This is a genomic window from Micromonospora humida (assembly GCF_016901255.1).
Classification (GTDB): domain Bacteria; phylum Actinomycetota; class Actinomycetes; order Mycobacteriales; family Micromonosporaceae; genus Micromonospora; species Micromonospora wenchangensis.
The window spans coordinates 53,061-69,862 of record NZ_JAFEUC010000007.1 but is presented as its reverse complement, the minus strand read 5'-3'; the positions used below and the strand labels follow the sequence as shown (position 1 = coordinate 69,862).

The following is a 16,802-nucleotide window of genomic DNA, read 5'->3' as shown; positions in this document are numbered from 1 at the left end:
GCGTATGAAGGTGGTCTTGAACGAATGCGACAGCCACGCGGGGACGACCGGGGCATCCTCGATCCGGCCCGGTTCCGCCGGGAGCTGCAGTTCCGGCGGCACCTGCCGGACCCCGCGCTGCGCCCCTGGGTGGAGCACTACTGGCTGGTCGACTGGGCGCTGACCACGCCGTTCACGCAGCAGGTCGTGCCGCACCCGGCCGTCAACGTGGTGTTCCGCCGCGACGCCGCCGGCCCGGAGACCGCCGAGGTGGCCGGGGTCGGCCGCACCCTGTTCACCGTCACCCTGGCCGACGCCGGAACGGTCAGCGGCATCCAGTTCCGCCCCGGGGGTTTCCGCCCGTTCTGGCGTCGCCAGGTCTCCGGTCTCACCGACCGGCACGTGCCGCTCGACACCGACCCGACCGCCGCCCGCGCCGCCCGGTCCGTCGAAGCCGCGCCCCGCTGCGACGGTACGGACGACGAGCGCTGCCGCGCCCTGGACGCCTTCCTCCTCGCCTGGGCACCACGGCCCGACCCGGCGACGGCCGAGGCGATCGCCCTCGCTGAGGCGATCCGCACCGACCGCAGTGTGCTGCGGGTCGACGACCTCGCCCGCCGCCACGACCTGTCCGTACGGCGGTTGCAGCGGCTCTTCCTGGACCACGTCGGCGTCGGCCCCAAGTGGGTGATCCGTCGCTACCGCCTGCTGGAGGCGATCGAGCAGGCCGCAACCGGGATGCCCGACTGGGCCACCCTCGCCGCCGACCTCGGCTACAGCGACCAGGCCCACCTGGCCCGCGACTTCGCGGCCGTCACCGGCCGCACCCCCACCGGCTACGCCCGCTCCCTGCGCTGAACTCCCGCCCACCCCCAGGGCCGGCGGCTCGCACCCGGACGGCGTCGGCCCGGGGAGCGCTGAGGGTCGGCGGTCGGCGCCGCCGTCGAGTTTGCCCACCACGCCTGCCCGCGCGCCGGGTCGCGCAGCCCGCCCGGGTGGCGGTGCCGATGACCCCACTGCCCGGGCCGAAGGGCGTCCGCACCGGTGCCACTCGAACTTCTGCGGAGAGTTCTCGTCGTCATGGCCGCAAGAACTCTCCCCAATCGCGCGCATGCGCTGCGCACCGGCACCGCATACGCCGCCCCGGCCGATCCTGACGGCGGCCGGGTCCCGTAGCGGCCAACCCAGCCGAGAAGGCAACGTTTAGTAACCATGGCTTCCCCTACTCATGTCCCACCCGCATCCTTTGCTCTGCTGCCATCGACGCGACAGCTACTCACCGTGCCCAATGGAACGTCGCGACATGCTTCAGGCAGCTTTCGACGTTGCAGCTCAGAGCGCTGGTGCGGATAGGGCAGCAGAGCAAAGGACGAAGAAGGGAGTTGGTAGGGATCCGCGTGCGGTTACGGTGAGCAATATCGAGCGCGGGCCCGGCCTGAGCACTATCCGTAATCACGGCAGTAGTCGGGGTCGCCCGGGCTCGGTGGCACGGTGGAGGTCGCCGGCGACCGCACAGGGCCCGGGGAGAGAAGCCGGGGGCAACGGGCCGGGAGCAGGGGAAAGGGCCGGCAGCCGAGGCGGGGGTGGGCTTGGCGTACGGAGAAGCCCTCAGCGGCGGCGGACCGCCACCACGGCGACGTCGTCGTGGATCTCCGGCGGGGCCAGCTCCACCAGCAGCCGCTGGCAGAAGCCGTCCAGGTCGTCGTCGACCACCGTCGCGCAGGCCGCCAACGCGGCCAGGCCGTCGTCGATGGTGGTGTCCCGCCGCTCGATCAGCCCGTCGGTGTAGAGCACCAGCGTCGCCCCGGCCGGCAGGGTGAACTCCAGGTCCTCGGGGCGCTCCGCGCGTACCCCGAGCAGCGGGGCCGACTGCTGGACGAACTCCACCCGGCCGTCCACCGTCACCAACGCCGGCAGGTGCCCGGCGCTGGCCAGCCTGATCCGGCCCGTCGACGGATGCAGCAGCAGGATGCACAGGGTCGCCAGCTCGTTGCGCAGCAGCGTACGCATCAGCACGTTGAGCCGGTCCACGATCACCCCCGGCTGGTGCCCCTCCACCGCGTACGCCCGCATCGCGTGCCGCAGCTCGGCCATCACCGTCGCCGCGTGCAGCGAGTGGCCGGCGACGTCGCCGATCGCCACCAGCAGGTGCCCGTCGAGCATCACCAGCTCGTAGAAGTCCCCGCCCACCTCGGTCTGCGCACTGGCCGGCTCGTAGCGGACCGCCAGGTCGAGGCCGGCGACGTCGGGCAGCCGGCGGGGCAGCAGGCTGCGCTGGAGGGTGACCGCGATCCGGTGCTCCTCGTCGTAGGAGCGCTGCGCCTCCACCGCCGACGCGACCGCCTGCGCGAGCTGCACCAGCACCGGGGTCCGGGCGGTCTGGGTGGCGGTGGGCACCACCACGTACAGCGGGGCGCGGTCCTCCCGCAGCTTCGCGGCGGCCACCGTCACCGTGTCGTCGGCCGGCCACCGCACCAACGCCCAGCCGTCGGGGGCGTCCACCCGGACGGTCGCGCCGGTCGGTACGCCGCTGTCGTCGACCACCCACGGCACGATCTCCGGCTCCGCACCCGGACCGGCGGCGACCCCGGCCAGGCACTCCCCGTCGAAGGTTTCCGCGACCACCGCCGCCGGGCTGCGGAAGATCTGCGCCGCACCGGCCGCCGCCTCCAGCAACAGGCGGGCGAAGGTGGGCGCGGCGTGCACCGCCACGGTGGTGTCGGCCAGCCCGGTGAGCCGCTCGGCGAGCAGTTCCGCCCGCTGCCGCGCCTGGTAGTAGCGCAGCACCGCATGCGCCGTGGCGACCAGTTCCTCCGGCTCGATCGGCTCGGCCAGGTACGCGTCCGCGCCCCGGGTCAACCCCTGGGTACGGTCCACCACGTCGACGGCGTGCGCGGACACGTGGATCACCGGAATGGCCGGATGGTCCGCCTTGATCCGTTCGCAGACCTCGAAGCCGCTGAGATCCGGCAGCCGGACGTCGAGCACCACCAGGTCGACCGGATCCACCCCGACCCGGGCCAGCGCCTCCGTGCCGTTCTCCGCCTCCCGCACGGTGAACCCCGCCCGGGTCAGCCAACTCACCAGCAGGTAGCGCTTGGTGGGACTGTCGTCGACCACCAGGATCGTCGCCGGGGCGCCGGCCACCTCACACTCCCGCCACGGGCAGGTCCACCGTGAAACTGCTGCCCCGGCCCGGCTCGCTGGCCAACTCCAGGGTGCCGCCGAGCAACGTCACCAACCGCCGCGCGTACGGCAGGCCGAGGCCGGTGCCGCTCCGTCGGCTGGTGCCGGGCACCTGGTAGAACTCCTCGAAGACCCGTTCGTGAAGCTCGGCGGGGATGCCCGGCCCCGTGTCCGAGACGCAGACGCGGACCCGGTCGCCGGCACGTTCGGCGCGCATCCGCACCTCACCCCGGTCGGTGAACTTCACGGCGTTGTGCAGCAGGTTGCGCAACACCTGCGCCAGCAGCACCTCGTCCGAGCGGAGCACCGTGCCCGGGGGCGGCTCCTCCACCACCAGCTCCACCTCGGAACGCAGGGTGAGCGCCCGCAGTGTCCCGCGCAGCTGCCCGAAGACCGCCCGCAGGTCGACCTGTGCCCACTCCGGCTCGATCCGGCCCGCCTCCGCCTTGGCCAGGTCGAGCAGGTCGTTGACCAGGGAGAGCAGGTCGGCGGCCGAGGACCGGATCAGCTCCACCTGCTGCGCCTGCTCGGCGGTGAGCGGGTCCGACGCCGAGTCGGTCAGCAACCGCCCCAGCCCGATGATCGCGGTCACCGGGGCCCGCAGCTCGTGGCTGACGTTGGCCAGGAACCGGCTCTTCGACTCGCTCGCCGCGCGGAGCTGGGCCGACTTCTCGTCCAGCTCGGCGTAGAGCGCCACCACGCCCCGGTTGGTCTCCTCCAGCTCCTCGGAGAGCTGGGTGTAGAGCGCCATCACACCCCGGTTGGTCTCCTCCAGCTCGGCGTTCAGCACGGCCAGCTCGTCACGCTGGCGGCGTACCTCGTCGAGCGCGGCGATGAGCTGCCCGTTCTGGGTGGCCAACTCGTCCAGGGCGCTGGCCGGCGCGCTGACGCCCAGTTCGGCGCGTAGCTCCGCCAGGCGCTGCGGAGTCAGCGCCGCGGCTGCGGTCGGGACACGTCGGGACATCCTCACGACGGTATCTCCCTGCACGTCCGCCAGTCCCAGGGTGTCCACCAACCGCGCCACCGCGCCCGACTGCGGCTCGTACCGGTTGCCCGGCAACGGGCGCAGCGGGGCGAGGTCGACGCTGAGCAGCCGCCGACCGTCCGGCTCAGTCACCCAGGAGAAGGTGACGTCCGCTCCGTCCACCGCGCGCAGCAGGTCCCGGGCCACCTCACTGAGCGCGGTGGCGAACCGGACCTGGTCCTGGTGCTCCAGCCCGACCGCGGCGGCGACCTCCCGGCCCCGCTGGCGTACCCCGAAGATGTCCTGTTCCACCCGCAACGCCATCCGCAGCAGGGGTTCACGGGCGGTCACGACGGGATTCTCGCGACCAGCACGCAGGCGTCGTCGCGGCGTACGCCGGCGTCGCGCAGCAGGGTCGCCGCGACGACGACGGGCGCCCGCCCGAACAGGCCCGGATAGTCCTCGGCGCGCCACCGGTCCACCACCCCGTCGCTCTGCATCACCAGCGTCGCGCCGGGCGGGAACGGGTAGTCGTACCCGCGTACCGTCGGGCGCTGGTGACCGGCGATGCCGGGCAGCGAGACCAGCCCCCGCCGGGTGCCGTCGGGGGCCAGTACGGTCCCGGTGATGTTGCCCAGGCCGGCGTAACGCAGCAGGCCCGCCGCCGGGTCCAGCTCCGCCACCGCCAACGCGGCCCCCCGGGTGTGTGACATCGCCCGGTGCAGGTGCGTCACCACTGCGGCGGGCGGACCGTCCGGCGCGGACCGGAAGGCGGCCACGGCCGCCTCGGCGGCGACATTGGCCAGCGGCCCGTGCCCCAGGCCGTCGCAGACGAGCACCTGGTGCCGGCCGTCCCCGGTACGCACCGCGTGGCTGTCCCCGCTGACCTGCTCGCCGGTGATCGGTCGGGTCAACCCCGCCGCCCAGGCCGGGGTGACCCCGACCTCCTTCGCCCACACCTGCACCACGAACACGGTGCCACGTCCCGGCCGGGACCAGGCGTCGTACCAGCTGGCCTGCCGGGTGATGGCGCCCAGCCCGATGCCCAGCGTGCCGGTGGTGGAGTGGCCGTCGCGGGAGGACACGGTCAGGTCGGCCATGCCGGGGCCGGAGTCGACGGCCACCAGTTCCACCCCGGCGGCGTCGGCGGTGCGCACCGGCCGCAGCAGCAGGACGCCCTCCTGGGCGTGCTTGACCAGGTTGCTGGTCAGCTCGGCGGCGACGATGGCCAGTTCGGCGAGCCGGTTGCCGCCGAGGCCGAGCTGGCCGCCGAGGCGTTCCGCCGCGCGGCGCACGGTGCTGGCGGCGCCGCCGCTCTCCACCCGGTACCAGTGACCCGCGTCCGGGACCACGTCGTGGGTCATCGGGACCACTTGGTGATGGTGATCCGGGTGCCCTCGCCGGGGGCGGTCTGGATGTCGAAGTCGTCGACCAGCCGGCGGGAGCCGCTCAGACCGAGGCCGAGACCGCCACCGGTGGTGTAACCGTCGGTGAGGGCAAGGTCCAGGTCGACGATGCCCGGTCCGGAGTCGGCGAAGACGATCCTTACCCCGCGTCGCCGGCCGTCCTCGACGACGCTCACCTCGGCGGTGCCGCCGCCACCGTAGATGAGGGTGTTGCGGGCCAGCTCACTAGCGGCGGTGACCAGCTTCGTCTGGTCGACGAGGGAGAGCTTCGCCGCCACCGCCACGGTACGCACCAACTGGCGGACCCGGACGACGTCCTCGTCACTGCCGATCGCCTGGGTCTTCGGGCCCAGGTCGACTCCCGCGGTCATGGCGATGTCGCCGCCGTCCCGGAGTCGACGTCCTCGGGGTCGTCGGCGTACCGGGGGTCGTCGTCACGGGTCGCCGCGATCAGCTCCATGCCCCGTTCCACGTTCAGCGCGGTACGGATGCCGTTGAGCGAAAGGCCCAGCTCGACGAGGGTGATGGCGACCGCGGGGCGCATCCCGACGACCACCGTCTCGGCGTCGAGCACCTTGGAGATCGAGGCGATGGTGGAGAGCATCCGGCCGACGAACGAGTCGACGATGTCCAGGGCGGTGATGTCGATGATGACGCCGTGGCAGCCGGTCGCCACGATCCGCTCGGCCAGGTCCTCCTGGAGGGTGACCGCCGTCTGGTCGGACATGTCGATCTGGATGGAGACCAGCAGGATGTCGCCGATCTTCAGGATGGGCACCCGTTCCATCACGCCTCCCGGCGCGGGTGCCGGCGGGAGGTCTCGACCCCGGTGAGGCGCAGCACGTGCCGCAGGGCGTCGGCGAGGCTCGCCTTGGTGGCGATGTCGCCGAACTCGATGCCGAGGGCGACGATGGTCTGCGCGATCTGCGGGCGGATGCCGGAGATGATGCAGTCGGCCCCCATCAGCCGGGCGGCCACCACCGTCTTGAGGATGTGCTGGGCGACCTGGGTGTCGACCGCCGGTACGCCGGTGATGTCGATGATCGCGTACGGCGAGCCGGTGTCGACCAGGGTCTGGAGCAGCCGCTCCATCACCACCTGGGCACGCGCCGAGTCGAGGGTGCCGACCAGCGGCACGGCGACCACGCCGTCCCAGATCTTCACCACCGGGGTGGAGAGTTCGAGCAGCTGCTCGGCCTGGTCGGCGATCAGCCCCTCGCGGGTCTGCACGTAGGTCTCGAAGGTGAGCAGCCCCATCCGGTCGACCAGGCCGGTGGCGTCGAGGATGTCCCGCAGCGACAGTTCGACGCCGTCGGTCTCGGCCAGGTCGACCAGGACGTCCTTGAGGGCGTAGATGCTGATCGCGGTCTCGGTGGCGGTGAAGCTCTGCCGGGCCCGGCTGCGGGACAGGTCGGCGAGCACCGCCCGCAGCTCGCCCGCCTCGGGCTTCTGGAGGTCGGCCAGGCCCGCACCACCGGCGTTGATCATGCTAGCGTGCAGTTCCTGCACCTGGAGGCGCAGCTCGGCCTGGCTCAGCCGACCGCGCAGCGAGGCGGCGACGAGTTCGGTCCACCGCTGCACGACCCGTTCACCGTGCTCACTCAGCAGCCCGACGAGCCGGTCGCCCCCGTCTGCGGTCAACGCCATGGTTACCTCCTGTGAGCTGGGCCGGCCGGACTCTATCACCGGAGGCAGACCCGGTAGTTGCCGCGCGGCAAAGGAATGATCGCTCCCACCGGAACCGCTCCCGTTCTGCGGGTCCCCCCGTTCGTGGGATACCGTTCCACCGATAACAGGAGGTCTGAATGTCCCTGACGGTGCACACGGAACAGCGCGGCGACGTGGTCGTCGTGTCGGTCGCGGGCGAACTCGACATGGCGACCGCACCGCAGCTGCAGGACCAGATCACCGACCTGCTCGACAAGGGTCGCAGCCGGCTGGTGTTCGACCTGGCCGAGGTGTCGTTCTGCGACTCGACCGGGTTGTCGGTCTTCGTCCGGGCCAAGAACAGCTGCGACGAGGCCGGCGGCGTGGTCCGGTTGGCCGCCCCGCAGCGCGGGGTGCTGCGCATCCTTGAGGTCAGCGGCCTGGTGGAGGTGCTGCACACCTATCCGACGGTCGAGCAGGCCGTCGCGGGTGACCCCACCCCCGCGTCGTCCTGACCGGTTTCCTCAGCGCTCGTCCTCGATGAACCGGGGACGAGCGATCACCATGCCCGCGGTCGTCTGCACCGCCAGCGCGGCGAGCAGGAAGCCCATCGGCGCGGTCCAGCCGCCGGTCGCCTCGTAGAGCACCCCGACGAGCAGCGGGCCGAGCGCGGCGATCACGTAACCGGTGCTCTGCGCGAAGGCGGACAGCGCCACCGTGCCGTCGGCCGTGCGGGCCCGCAGGCCGATGGTGGTCAGGATCAACGGGAACGCGCCCTGACCGAAGGCGAGCAGCAGCACCCAGAGCAGGGCCCCGCTCCGTGGCGCGAACGCCAGCCCCAGGTAGGCCGCCGCGGAGAAGGCGGTCAGCCCGAACACCAACGGGCGCAGCGTCCGGAGCCGGCCGGCCAGCGTCGGCATCAGCAGGGCCACCGGCACCCCGAGCGCGGTGACCCCGGCGAGCAGCAGGCCGGCGCTCTCCGGCCGGAAGCCGGCGTCCCGGAAGAGCTGGGCCAGCCAGCCCATCACCGCGTACCCGCTGAGTGACTGCGCGCCGAAGTAGACAGCCATCGCCCAGCCGAGCCGGGTGCGGGCCGGCCGGACCCGGGTGCGGGCGGCCGGGACCGCCGTCGGGGTGGCGGCCCGCCGGGCGGCGCGGGCCCGCAGCGCCAGCGGCACCCACGGGAGTACGGCCACCGCCGCCAACGCCGCCCACACGCCGAGCCCGGCCCGCCAGGAGCCGAAGGCGTGCGCCACCGGCACGGCGGAGGCGGCGGCCACCGTCGTACCCGTGGTCAGCGCCATCGTGTACGCCCCGGTGACCAGCCCGGTCCGGTGCGGAAAGTGCTGCTTGACCAGCATCGGCAGCAGGATGTTCGCCACCGCGATGCCGGCCAGGGCGAGCGCGCTGGTGAGCACGAAGACCGTCGCCGAGTCGGTGACCACCCGGAGCAACTGACCGACGGTGAGCGCGAGCATCGCGACCACCAGCACCCGGGCGGCCGGCCAGCGCCGGATCAGCCACGGGGTGAGCGCGCCGAGGCCGGCGAACGCGATGGTGGGCAGGGTGGTGACGAACCCGGCCATCGCGCCGGAGAGCCCGAGTCCGGTGCGTACCTCGTCGAGCAGCGCGCCGAGGCTGGTCACCGCGGCCCGCAGGTTGAGCGCGACGAGCAGCATCCCCACCAGCACCAGCGCGCCGCCGGTGGCCGGCGACGGGGTGCGGTGGGCCGGCCGGTGGGCGAGCGGTTCGGGTGCCTCGACGGCGGGAGCGGTTGGCGGGGTCATGACCTCGAACCTACAATCATGGGATGAATTTCGGCAGCTGGTGTAACCGGTGACACCGTCGGTCGATTCCCCACCCGTGCCCCCGCGCGGTCAGCGGGTGCAGCAGACCATCGAGCAGCTCCGGGGGCGGATCCTCGGCGGCGAGTGGCCGGTGGGCGGGCGCATCCCCACCGAGCCGCAGCTGGTGACGGCGCTCGGGGTGGGGCGCAACACCGTCCGCGAGGCCGTCCGGGCGCTGGTGCACGCCGGGGTGCTGGAGTGCCGGCAGGGCTCCGGGACGTACGTGGTGTCGACCGACGAGCTGGCCCCGGTGGTGGCCCGCCGGCTCACCGACGACCGGATGGCCGAGGTGGTCGAGGTCCGCCGGGCGTTCGAGGTCGAGGCGGCCCGGCTGGCCGCGCTGCGGCGTACCCCGGAGGACCTGGTGGCGCTCGACGGCGCGCTGGCCGCCCGGGAGGCCGCCTGGCGGTCGGGCCGGGTCGCCGAGTTCGTGGAGGCCGACGTCACGCTGCACACGGCGGTGGTCGCCGCCGCGCACAACGGCATGCTGGCCGAGCTGTACGCCTCGGTCGGCGCAGCCCTGCGCAGCACCGTCGCATACGTGACGGGTGACTCCCTGCAACCGCAGCGGTACGTCGACCACAGCCGGCTGGTGGCCGCGATCCGGGACGGCGATCCCGGACGGGCGGCGATCGAGGCCGGTGCTTTTCTGGAGCCCCCGTCCGGGGCATAGGTTGTCCCCGACGGAGAATCGGACGGCACAGGAGTACGGATGCTCAAGGGCTTCAAAGACTTCATCATGCGCGGCAACGTCGTCGACCTGGCGGTCGGTGTCGTCATCGGCGCCGCGTTCACGGGCGTGGTCACCCAGCTGACCAAGTCGTTCCTCGAACCACTGGTCCGGGTCTTCATCGTGCTGATCACCGGCCAGAAGGACGGCCTCAAGGGCTCGACCCCCGAATTCCGGGGCATCCCGTTCGACTGGATCGCCTTCGTCAACGCCGCGATCACCTTCGCACTGACGGCGGCGGCGTTGTACTTCCTGGTGGTCTACCCGATGAACCGGCTCGCCGAGCGGCGTAAGCGGGGCGAGGAACCGCCGCCCGCCGCGCCGAGCGAGGAGGTCAAGCTGCTCACCGAGATCCGCGACGCGCTGCTCGCCGGCGGGCACACCACCCCGGGGCAGCGCGGTGCGCTGGACGACGTGCTCGGCCGGCGCCCGGAGCCGCCCGCTCCGCGCTGACCCCCACCGGCGCACATCGGCCCCTGCGGAATTCCCGCAGGGGCCGCTTCCCGTCGTACACATGTTCGATAGAGTCCGGCCATGGAGCAGCGTAGGCACTGGTGGAACGGCAAATGGGGACGGCTGGCGCGGCGGGACGTCTTCCTCCGCGTCGACGCCGACCGGTGGCACGTCGAGCAGCGGGCCGGCGGCGCGGAGGGCGTCTCCCAGTTCTACGAGTACGGCAGCGTCGACGAGGCCGAGGAGACCGTCCGGGCCCTGCTGGAGGGGACGGACGCCTGGCGGGAGCTGTCCCCGCGTCCGCCCGGTGCCTGGGGCCCGGCGGTTTAGCGGTGGGTGGGGCAGGGAACCGCCCGGGGATGAAGCAGCAGGGCATGGCAGAGCAGGCGGTCATCTCGCGGATCACCACCGGCATGCGGGTGGTCGACACGGTCGGGGTCGAGATCGGCACCGTCGACCTGGTCCAGCGGGGCGATCCCAACGCGGTGACCGTGCAGGCGTCGACCGCCGATCCGGGCGGCAGCCTGGACGAGCTGATCGAGTCGGTGGCCGTCGAGGAGCCGGACGTCCCGGCCGACCTCGCCGCCCGCCTGCTGCGCACCGGCTACCTCAAGGTCTCCACCGAGCTGGCCCGCACCGGCGCGGTGTACGTGCTGGCCGACCAGATCGCCACGGTCACCGACGACCAGGTACGCCTGCACGTCCCCGTGGGCGATCTACCGCCGGAGGAGTGACCCGCCCCCGCCCCTCGCGTGCGCCGGTCGATCCCACCCACCGTCTTGAGCGGGGGAGATTCAGCACCATCGAGGTGACCGTCAGCGCCCCGTGACCTGCGCGGACCGACCCCCGACCACCGGGTTCCCCTCCGGTTCCTGCGGCCCCGGCAGCCCCACGGCCGGAGCCGGCGTCCGGCGCCGGAAGAGCAGCAGCATCAGGCAGCCGGCGAGCAGTCCCCAGAACGCCCCGCCCACGCCGAGCAGGCTCACCCCCGAGGCGGTGACCACGAAGGTGACCACGGCGGCCTCCCGGCTCCGGGGATCGGGAACGACCGACGGCGGGGTGGAGGAGAGGGCCGAGGTGAGGGCGCCGGCCAACGCGCCGAGCAGCGCGAGCCCGGCGACCGCCTCGATGAGCACGGGCGGGGAGAGCAGCACCAGCGTGGTCGCCGCGCCCGCGCCGAGCCCGAGCAGCGCCAGGCCGATGCCGGCGGTCACCGAGGCGATCCAGCGTCGGTCCGGGTCCGGGTGGGCGTCGGGGCCGGCGGCGAGGGCGGCGGTGATCGCGGCGAGGTTGACCGCGTGCCCGCCGGTGGCGGCACCGAGCGCACTGGCCAGCCCGGTGGCGCGTAGCGCCGGGGCGAGCGGCGGCCGGTAGCCGAAGCCGCGCAGCACCGCCGTGCCGGGCACGTTCTGCGCGGCCATGGTGACCAGGAACAGGGGCAGCGCCAGGCCGACCACGGCGGGCAGGGTGAACACCGGCACGGTCGGCGACACCACCGGCCGCAGGTCACCGGGGGTGACCCCGACGCCGGACGTGGTCAGGGCGATCACCACCGCCGCCGCCACCAGCGCGGCCGGGACCGCCCACCGGGGGGCGAACCGGTGCAGCACCAGCCAGGTGACGATCACCGGGGCGGCCAGGGCCGGCACCTCGACCAGCGCGCGTACCGGGGCGGTGCACAGCGGCAGCAGCACCCCGGCCAGCATCGCGGCCGCCACCGGGGCGGGGATGGCGGCCACCGCCCGCCCCAGGGCGGGGAAGAGGCCGGCGGTGACGATGAGCAGCCCGCACAGCGCGAACGCGCCCACGGCGGCGGGCCAGCCGCCGGGGACCGGCCCGGTGGCGACCAGCAGCGCCGCGCCCGGCGTGGACCAGGCGATCGCGATCGGCATCCGGTGCCGTAGGCCGAGCCAGGTCGCGCAGATCCCGGCGGCGACGCTCACCGTGAGCAGCCCGGAGGCAGCCTGCGCCTCGCTGGCGCCGACCGCCCCCAGCCCGGCGAGCACGACGGTGAACGAGCTGGCGAAGCCGACCACGGCGGTCACCACGCCGGCCAGCACCGGTTGCAACCGATCCCCCACCACACTCCCCCTCACGCCCGGCCACCCATCGTTCCGTTTACGGAACAGCGGCGTGTAGCACCATAGCCGGATGACCCCGCCCCGCCCAGCCCGCCGGCCCGCGCCCGACACCGACGCCGGGGCGGTCGGCCACCGGCTGCGCGCGCTGCGGATGGAACGCGGGGTCTCCCTCTCCACGCTGGCCCGTACCGCCGGGGTCGGGAAGGCCACCCTCTCGGCGCTGGAGAACGGCACCCGCAACCCCACCCTGGAGACGCTCTACGCGATCACCGCCCAGCTCGGCGTACCGCTGGCGGCCGTGCTCGCCGGGCCCGCCGCCACCCCGACCGTGCGGGGCACCACGGTCGTCGCCACCCTGCTGGAGTCGTTCACCGACACCGACGCCAGTTACGAGCTGTACCGACTGCGGGTCCGCCCCGGCGGGGAACAGGTCTCCCCCGCCCACCAGCCCGGGGTCACCGAACACGTCACGGTCTTCGCCGGGGTGCTCCGGGCCGGCCCGCTCGACGCCCCGCTGACCGCCGCCGCCGGTGGCCACCTGCGCTGGACCTCGGACGTCCCGCACGGCTACGCCGCCCTCGGCGACGAGGAGGTCGCCGCCAGCCTGCTGCTGCGCTACCCCCGCACCTGACCCGCGCCCGGCACCCGGTGCTGCACCGCCCACAGCGCCGCCTCGGTACGCGACGCCGAGCCGGTCTTGCGTAGCAGGTTCGACACGTGCACGGTCACCGTCCGCACCGAGATGCCCAGCGCCCGCGCGGCCTGCTTGTTGGACATCCCGGCGACCAGGCAGCCCAGCACCTCGACCTCCCGGCCGGTCAGCTCGGCCTCGGGCGGGGCGGCGGTCCGGGGCGACGGCATCCGCAGGTGCTCCGGCAACGGTTCCCGGACCAGCGCGTCCAGCCCCCGGCCGGCGTGCACCGCCAGCAACTCGGTGAGCGCGTACGGGTTGCCGCCGGTGCGTTGCCAGACGTCGGCACAGACCCGCGCCGGGGGCGGGCTGTCGCCGTACACCTGGGTGAGGATCTCGGCCACCTCGGCGACGCCGAGCGGGCCGAGGTGCTGACGCACCGCACCGCGTACCCCGCAGAGGCGGGCCAGGACGCGGCGGGTGAGGTCCGGTGCGACCGCGTCGGCCGGCGGCCGGCTCGCCACCACCAGCAGCGCCGGCAACTGCGGCGCGGTGGCCAGCTCGACGACCAGGTTGAGGCTGGCCGGGTCGAGATCGTGCAGGTCCTCCACCACCAGCACGGCCGGGCCGGCACCCACCAGCGACCGGACGGTACGCACGGCGAGCCGGAGCAGCGTGCCGGGGGCGTACCGCTCGCGCGGCGCGGCCGGATGCTGGGCCAACCAGGCGAGCGCGTCGGACGGCAGGTCGAGCGCGCCGACGTCACGGACGCTGAGCACCGCCGCCAGCCAGTCGTAGGGAGCCGGATCGTGCACCCGTGCCGTCCCGGTGAGGATCACCGCCGGCCGGGGGGAGAGACCCTCGACGGCCGCCGCGACCAGCCGGCTCTTGCCCACCCCGGCGGCCCCGGTGATGACCGTGACGGCGGGGGCCGACCGGCCCGTACCGGCCACGGTGGACCACGCCCGGTCGAGCTCGGCGAGCTCTCCGACGCGACCCACCATGGACACCGGGATCATTTCTCCCACCCTACGTACTAGTGCGTAGAGACGGAGGGAGGGTGTATCCGGCAAGCTTGTCCCATGACGCTGATCCTCCGCTCGGCCATCCTCAACGACGTCGGCCTGGTCCGCACCAACAACGAGGACTCGGCCCTCGCCGGTGAACGCCTGGTCGCGGTGGCGGACGGCATGGGTGGGCTCCCCGCCGGCGAGGTGGCCAGCGAGATCGTCATCCGAATCCTGGACGAGCTGGTCCCCCCCACCGGCACCGACGAGGCCGCCGAGGCGCTGCGGGCCGTGGTCTCCACCGCCAACCGGCGCATCCGGGCGGCGATCTCCGCCGACCCGGCCCGCGAAGGCATGGGTACGACGCTGACCGCCGCCCTGCTCGCCGGGGACACCCTGGTCCTCGCCCAGGTCGGCGACTCCCGGTGCTACCTGCTGCGCGACGGGGAACTCACCCAGCTCACCCGGGACGACACCTTCGTGCAGGCGCTCGTCGACCAGGGGGCGCTCTCCCCCGACCAGGCCCGCCACCACCCGCAGCGTTCCCTGGTCACCCGGGCGGTGCAGGGGGCGGACGCGCCCCCGGCGATCGGGGTGCTGACCGTCTTCGCCGGGGACCGGGTGCTGCTGTGCAGCGACGGGCTCTCCGACTACGTGGCCGACGAGGCGATCCACGGGGCGCTCGTCACCTACCAGGACCGCCGGCACTGCGGTGAGCAACTGGTGAAGCTGGCCCACCAGGCCGGCGCACCGGACAACGTCACCGTGGTGGTCTCCGACGTGACCGAGGGCTGAACCCGGCCAACCGGGTTGCGGCCGACCGCCGGCCGGGTTGGGATGGACGGATGCTCATCCGTCGCCTGGCCGCCGAGGAACGACTGACCACCAGCTTCCCGCTCCAGGCGTACGCCTTCGAGGCGACCCCGCTGAGCCGGGAGCGGGTCGACGCGTTCCACCGCTACCTGCCGTACAACAAGGGCAACCGGACCCTGGTCGTCGAGGAGGGCGGCGAGGCGCGGGCCACCGCCAGCGCGGTGCCGATGCGGCAGAACCTGCGCGGCGCGGTGCTGCCGATGGCCGGGGTCGCCGGGATCGCCACCCACCCGCTGGCCCGCCGCCAGGGGTACGTCCGCGCCCTGCTCTGCCAGCTCCTCGACGAGATGCGCGACGGCGGGCACCCGGTGACCGCGCTGTACCCGTTCCGGGCCAGCTTCTACGAGCGGTTCGGCTACGTGGGGCTGCCCCGGGCGCGTACCGTCCGGTTCGCCCCGGCCGACCTGGGCCCGCTGCTGCGCGCCGAGCTGCCCGGCACGGTGGGCTGGGAACGGATCGGCGTCGGCTATCCGCACTACCGCTCGTTCACCGAGCGGTGCCTGCGGGAGCGGCACGGTTTCGCGATCTTCCCCGACTTCCGGGACGTGGGACTGCGGGACCGGGACGACAGGTGGCTGATCACCGCGACCGTCGACGGCAGCGTGGTCGGCGCGCTCACCTACCGGATCGACGACCACGGTGGCGAACTGGTCGGCGACGACCTGCTCGCCAGCGACCCGTACGCCCGCGCCCTGCTGTTGCAGTTCCTCGCCCGGCACGTCGACCAGGTGGAACGGATCAGTCTCCGGGTGCCCGCCGACGAGCTGCCCGAGCTGTGGCTGACCGACCTGGCCGTGCACGTCGAGGCCCGGGTGTCCCGGCCCGGGTCGCCGGCACCGATGGCCCGCCTGCTGAGCGTGGACGCCCTCGCCGGGCTGCCCGCCGGGCCGGGCCGGGTACGGGTGGACCTGGTCGACGACCGGTGGCTCGCCGGCACCCACCTGCTCGACGGCGTCGACGGGCGGCTGGTGTTGGCCCCCGGCGGCCGGTCGGCGGTGACCGGCGGTGGACCGGTGCCGACGGCGACGCTCACCGCCGCCGGGTTGTCCGCGCTGGCGTACGGGGTGCTCGACCCGGCCGAGGTGCACATCCGAGGGCTGGGTGACGTCGGCCCGGAGGCGGCGGACGAGTTGCGCCGGCTCTTCCCCCGCGCCCTGCCCTACCTGTTCGCCGACTTCTGAGCGGCCGGCCACCCGCCGGGCCGCCGGGTCTGGTTGACGCGGTGCGGGGGCGGGTACGGTCCCCGGAATGCCGCAGTGGTTGCAAGCCGGGGCGTGGGGCCTGTTGGCCGGTTCCGCGCTCCTGGTCGGGGCGGCCGTCGGGTTCTTCCTGCCGGTGCCCCGCAAGGTCGTCGCGTCGATCATGGCGTTCGGTGCGGGGGTCCTGCTCTCCGCGGTCTCGTTCGAGTTGATCGCCGAGGCGCACGAGCAGGGTGGACTGCTACCGACCGCGATCGGGGCGGCGGGCGGGGCGTTGGCGTACACGGGGGCCAACCTGCTCCTCGCCCGACGGGGTGCCCGGCACCGGAAACGCTCCGGCGGGGAACAGCCCTCCGAGCGGGAGCAGCCCGGTTCGGGCTCGGCGATCGCGGTGGGCGCGCTGCTCGACGGCGTACCCGAGTCGGTGGTGATCGGCGCGAGCCTGCTGGCCGGTGGCCCGGTCAGCCTGGTCACGGTGGCCGCGGTCTTCCTCAGCAACGTGCCGGAGGGTCTGTCGAGCGCCGCCGGCATGCGCCGGGCCGGCCGTTCCCGCCGGTACGTCTTCGGGCTCTGGACGGCGATCGCCCTGGTCAGCGGGCTCGCCGCACTGCTCGGCAACACCCTGCTGGGTGGTGCGCCGCCGGAGCTGCTGGCCACCATCACCGCGCTGGCCGCCGGGGCGATCCTCGCGATGATCACCGACACCATGGTCCCGGAGGCGTTCGAGGACGCCCACCTGCTGGTCGGCCTGATCACCGTCCTGGGCTTCCTGGCCGCGTTCGCCCTCTCCCACGCCTGA

19 protein-coding genes are annotated in these 16,802 nt (G+C 73.7%); 10 read left to right on the top strand and 9 right to left on the bottom strand.

The window, feature by feature from the left end; genetic code table 11:
* Window positions 1-24 precede the first annotated feature (24 nt).
* Window positions 25-837 carry a helix-turn-helix domain-containing protein gene (locus JQX11_RS15715; RefSeq protein WP_204925705.1) on the top strand — a complete coding sequence of 271 codons (813 nt, stop codon included), beginning with the start codon at window positions 25-27 and terminating at the stop codon, window positions 835-837.
* 750 nt (window positions 838-1,587) lie between these two features.
* On the opposite strand, the gene JQX11_RS15710 is transcribed toward JQX11_RS15715, so the two are convergent.
* The 6 genes from JQX11_RS15710 to JQX11_RS15685 are packed head-to-tail and all read right to left on the bottom strand — an operon-like array spanning window position 1,588 to window position 7,182.
* Window positions 1,588-3,126 (bottom strand): SpoIIE family protein phosphatase, encoded by a 1,539-nt coding sequence (locus tag JQX11_RS15710; protein ID WP_204925704.1) that lies wholly within the window; start codon window positions 3,124-3,126, stop codon window positions 1,588-1,590.
* A 1-nt stretch (window position 3,127) separates the two neighbouring features.
* Window positions 3,128-4,453 carry an ATP-binding protein gene (locus tag JQX11_RS15705; protein ID WP_204925968.1) on the bottom strand — a complete coding sequence of 442 codons (1,326 nt, stop codon included), beginning with the start codon at window positions 4,451-4,453 and terminating at the stop codon, window positions 3,128-3,130.
* A gap of 23 nt (window positions 4,454-4,476) precedes the next feature.
* Window positions 4,477-5,493, bottom strand: coding sequence for a SpoIIE family protein phosphatase (locus tag JQX11_RS15700; RefSeq protein WP_204925703.1), 1,017 nt, complete (start codon window positions 5,491-5,493; stop codon window positions 4,477-4,479).
* The gene (locus JQX11_RS15695) at window positions 5,490-5,906 is read right to left on the bottom strand and encodes an anti-sigma regulatory factor (protein ID WP_204925702.1); all 417 of its coding nucleotides are present in this window, start codon (window positions 5,904-5,906) and stop codon (window positions 5,490-5,492) included. The genes JQX11_RS15700 and JQX11_RS15695 overlap by 4 nt, the downstream gene beginning before the upstream one ends.
* Complete coding sequence (locus JQX11_RS15690) at window positions 5,903-6,322, bottom strand: STAS domain-containing protein (protein WP_204925701.1); 420 nt, start codon at window positions 6,320-6,322, stop codon at window positions 5,903-5,905. Before JQX11_RS15690 ends, JQX11_RS15695 begins: the two co-directional genes overlap by 4 nt.
* Window positions 6,322-7,182, bottom strand: a complete 861-nt coding sequence (locus tag JQX11_RS15685; protein ID WP_204925700.1) for an STAS domain-containing protein — start codon at window positions 7,180-7,182, stop codon at window positions 6,322-6,324. Before JQX11_RS15685 ends, JQX11_RS15690 begins: the two co-directional genes overlap by 1 nt.
* A gap of 158 nt (window positions 7,183-7,340) precedes the next feature.
* On the opposite strand from JQX11_RS15685, the gene JQX11_RS15680 reads away from it, so the two are divergent.
* Window positions 7,341-7,697 carry an STAS domain-containing protein gene (locus JQX11_RS15680; protein WP_088642031.1) on the top strand — a complete coding sequence of 119 codons (357 nt, stop codon included), beginning with the start codon at window positions 7,341-7,343 and terminating at the stop codon, window positions 7,695-7,697.
* Between the two features lie 9 nt (window positions 7,698-7,706).
* Here JQX11_RS15680 and JQX11_RS15675 read toward each other — a convergent pair whose 3' ends face one another.
* Window positions 7,707-8,861, bottom strand: a complete 1,155-nt coding sequence (locus JQX11_RS15675) for an MFS transporter (protein ID WP_232377989.1) — start codon at window positions 8,859-8,861, stop codon at window positions 7,707-7,709.
* A 157-nt stretch (window positions 8,862-9,018) separates the two neighbouring features.
* On the opposite strand from JQX11_RS15675, the gene JQX11_RS33090 reads away from it, so the two are divergent.
* The 4 genes from JQX11_RS33090 (at window position 9,019) to JQX11_RS15655 (ending at window position 10,946) form a co-directional block, all read left to right on the top strand.
* Window positions 9,019-9,702, top strand: coding sequence for a FadR/GntR family transcriptional regulator (locus JQX11_RS33090; RefSeq protein WP_204925698.1), 684 nt, complete (start codon window positions 9,019-9,021; stop codon window positions 9,700-9,702).
* 39 nt (window positions 9,703-9,741) lie between these two features.
* Complete coding sequence (mscL, locus tag JQX11_RS15665) at window positions 9,742-10,212, top strand: large conductance mechanosensitive channel protein MscL (protein WP_204925697.1); 471 nt, start codon at window positions 9,742-9,744, stop codon at window positions 10,210-10,212.
* A gap of 81 nt (window positions 10,213-10,293) precedes the next feature.
* Window positions 10,294-10,542, top strand: coding sequence for a hypothetical protein (locus JQX11_RS15660; protein WP_088642027.1), 249 nt, complete (start codon window positions 10,294-10,296; stop codon window positions 10,540-10,542).
* A 44-nt stretch (window positions 10,543-10,586) separates the two neighbouring features.
* Entirely contained in the window at window positions 10,587-10,946 is a 360-nt protein-coding gene (locus tag JQX11_RS15655) for a hypothetical protein (protein ID WP_145917392.1), read from the top strand.
* A gap of 81 nt (window positions 10,947-11,027) precedes the next feature.
* Here the strand turns inward: JQX11_RS15655 and JQX11_RS15650 are convergent, their stop codons facing one another.
* The gene (locus JQX11_RS15650; protein WP_204925696.1) at window positions 11,028-12,293 is read right to left on the bottom strand and encodes a benzoate/H(+) symporter BenE family transporter; all 1,266 of its coding nucleotides are present in this window, start codon (window positions 12,291-12,293) and stop codon (window positions 11,028-11,030) included.
* A 70-nt stretch (window positions 12,294-12,363) separates the two neighbouring features.
* Here JQX11_RS15650 and JQX11_RS15645 point away from each other — a divergent pair, with 70 nt between their 5' ends.
* Window positions 12,364-12,924 (top strand): helix-turn-helix domain-containing protein, encoded by a 561-nt coding sequence (locus tag JQX11_RS15645; protein WP_204925695.1) that lies wholly within the window; start codon window positions 12,364-12,366, stop codon window positions 12,922-12,924.
* On the opposite strand, the gene JQX11_RS15640 is transcribed toward JQX11_RS15645, so the two are convergent.
* Window positions 12,909-13,943, bottom strand: a complete 1,035-nt coding sequence (locus tag JQX11_RS15640; protein WP_204925694.1) for a helix-turn-helix domain-containing protein — start codon at window positions 13,941-13,943, stop codon at window positions 12,909-12,911. The two genes, JQX11_RS15645 and JQX11_RS15640, sit on opposite strands and share 16 nt — an antisense overlap.
* A 63-nt stretch (window positions 13,944-14,006) precedes the next feature.
* On the opposite strand from JQX11_RS15640, the gene JQX11_RS15635 reads away from it, so the two are divergent.
* The 3 genes from JQX11_RS15635 to JQX11_RS15625 all read left to right on the top strand — a co-directional run bounded on the left by JQX11_RS15635 (window position 14,007) and on the right by JQX11_RS15625 (window position 16,802).
* Complete coding sequence (locus JQX11_RS15635; RefSeq protein WP_088642022.1) at window positions 14,007-14,726, top strand: PP2C family protein-serine/threonine phosphatase; 720 nt, start codon at window positions 14,007-14,009, stop codon at window positions 14,724-14,726.
* Between the two features lie 50 nt (window positions 14,727-14,776).
* Window positions 14,777-15,985, top strand: a complete 1,209-nt coding sequence (locus JQX11_RS15630) for a GNAT family N-acetyltransferase (RefSeq protein ID WP_204925693.1) — start codon at window positions 14,777-14,779, stop codon at window positions 15,983-15,985.
* A gap of 67 nt (window positions 15,986-16,052) precedes the next feature.
* A complete protein-coding gene (locus JQX11_RS15625) occupies window positions 16,053-16,802 on the top strand; it encodes a ZIP family metal transporter (RefSeq protein ID WP_204925692.1) in 750 nt (249 codons plus the stop codon).

What these genes read in the sequence shown, in the direction of transcription:
- JQX11_RS15715 (WP_204925705.1), top strand. Translation starts at nt 25, where the DNA reads ATGCGACAGCCACGCGGGGACGACCGGGGCATCCTCGATCCGGCCCGG.
- JQX11_RS15705 (WP_204925968.1), bottom strand. Translation starts at nt 4,453, where the DNA reads ATGGCGTTGCGGGTGGAACAGGACATCTTCGGGGTACGCCAGCGGGGC.
- JQX11_RS15700 (WP_204925703.1), bottom strand. Translation starts at nt 5,493, where the DNA reads ATGACCCACGACGTGGTCCCGGACGCGGGTCACTGGTACCGGGTGGAG.
- JQX11_RS15695 (WP_204925702.1), bottom strand. Translation starts at nt 5,906, where the DNA reads ATGACCGCGGGAGTCGACCTGGGCCCGAAGACCCAGGCGATCGGCAGT.
- JQX11_RS15690 (WP_204925701.1), bottom strand. Translation starts at nt 6,322, where the DNA reads ATGGAACGGGTGCCCATCCTGAAGATCGGCGACATCCTGCTGGTCTCC.
- JQX11_RS15685 (WP_204925700.1), bottom strand. Translation starts at nt 7,182, where the DNA reads ATGGCGTTGACCGCAGACGGGGGCGACCGGCTCGTCGGGCTGCTGAGT.
- JQX11_RS15680 (WP_088642031.1), top strand. Translation starts at nt 7,341, where the DNA reads ATGTCCCTGACGGTGCACACGGAACAGCGCGGCGACGTGGTCGTCGTG.
- JQX11_RS15675 (WP_232377989.1), bottom strand. Translation starts at nt 8,861, where the DNA reads ATGCTGCTCGTCGCGCTCAACCTGCGGGCCGCGGTGACCAGCCTCGGC.
- mscL (WP_204925697.1), top strand. Translation starts at nt 9,742, where the DNA reads ATGCTCAAGGGCTTCAAAGACTTCATCATGCGCGGCAACGTCGTCGAC.
- JQX11_RS15660 (WP_088642027.1), top strand. Translation starts at nt 10,294, where the DNA reads ATGGAGCAGCGTAGGCACTGGTGGAACGGCAAATGGGGACGGCTGGCG.
- JQX11_RS15655 (WP_145917392.1), top strand. Translation starts at nt 10,587, where the DNA reads ATGGCAGAGCAGGCGGTCATCTCGCGGATCACCACCGGCATGCGGGTG.
- JQX11_RS15645 (WP_204925695.1), top strand. Translation starts at nt 12,364, where the DNA reads ATGACCCCGCCCCGCCCAGCCCGCCGGCCCGCGCCCGACACCGACGCC.
- JQX11_RS15640 (WP_204925694.1), bottom strand. Translation starts at nt 13,943, where the DNA reads ATGATCCCGGTGTCCATGGTGGGTCGCGTCGGAGAGCTCGCCGAGCTC.
- JQX11_RS15635 (WP_088642022.1), top strand. Translation starts at nt 14,007, where the DNA reads ATGACGCTGATCCTCCGCTCGGCCATCCTCAACGACGTCGGCCTGGTC.
- JQX11_RS15630 (WP_204925693.1), top strand. Translation starts at nt 14,777, where the DNA reads ATGCTCATCCGTCGCCTGGCCGCCGAGGAACGACTGACCACCAGCTTC.
- JQX11_RS15625 (WP_204925692.1), top strand. Translation starts at nt 16,053, where the DNA reads ATGCCGCAGTGGTTGCAAGCCGGGGCGTGGGGCCTGTTGGCCGGTTCC.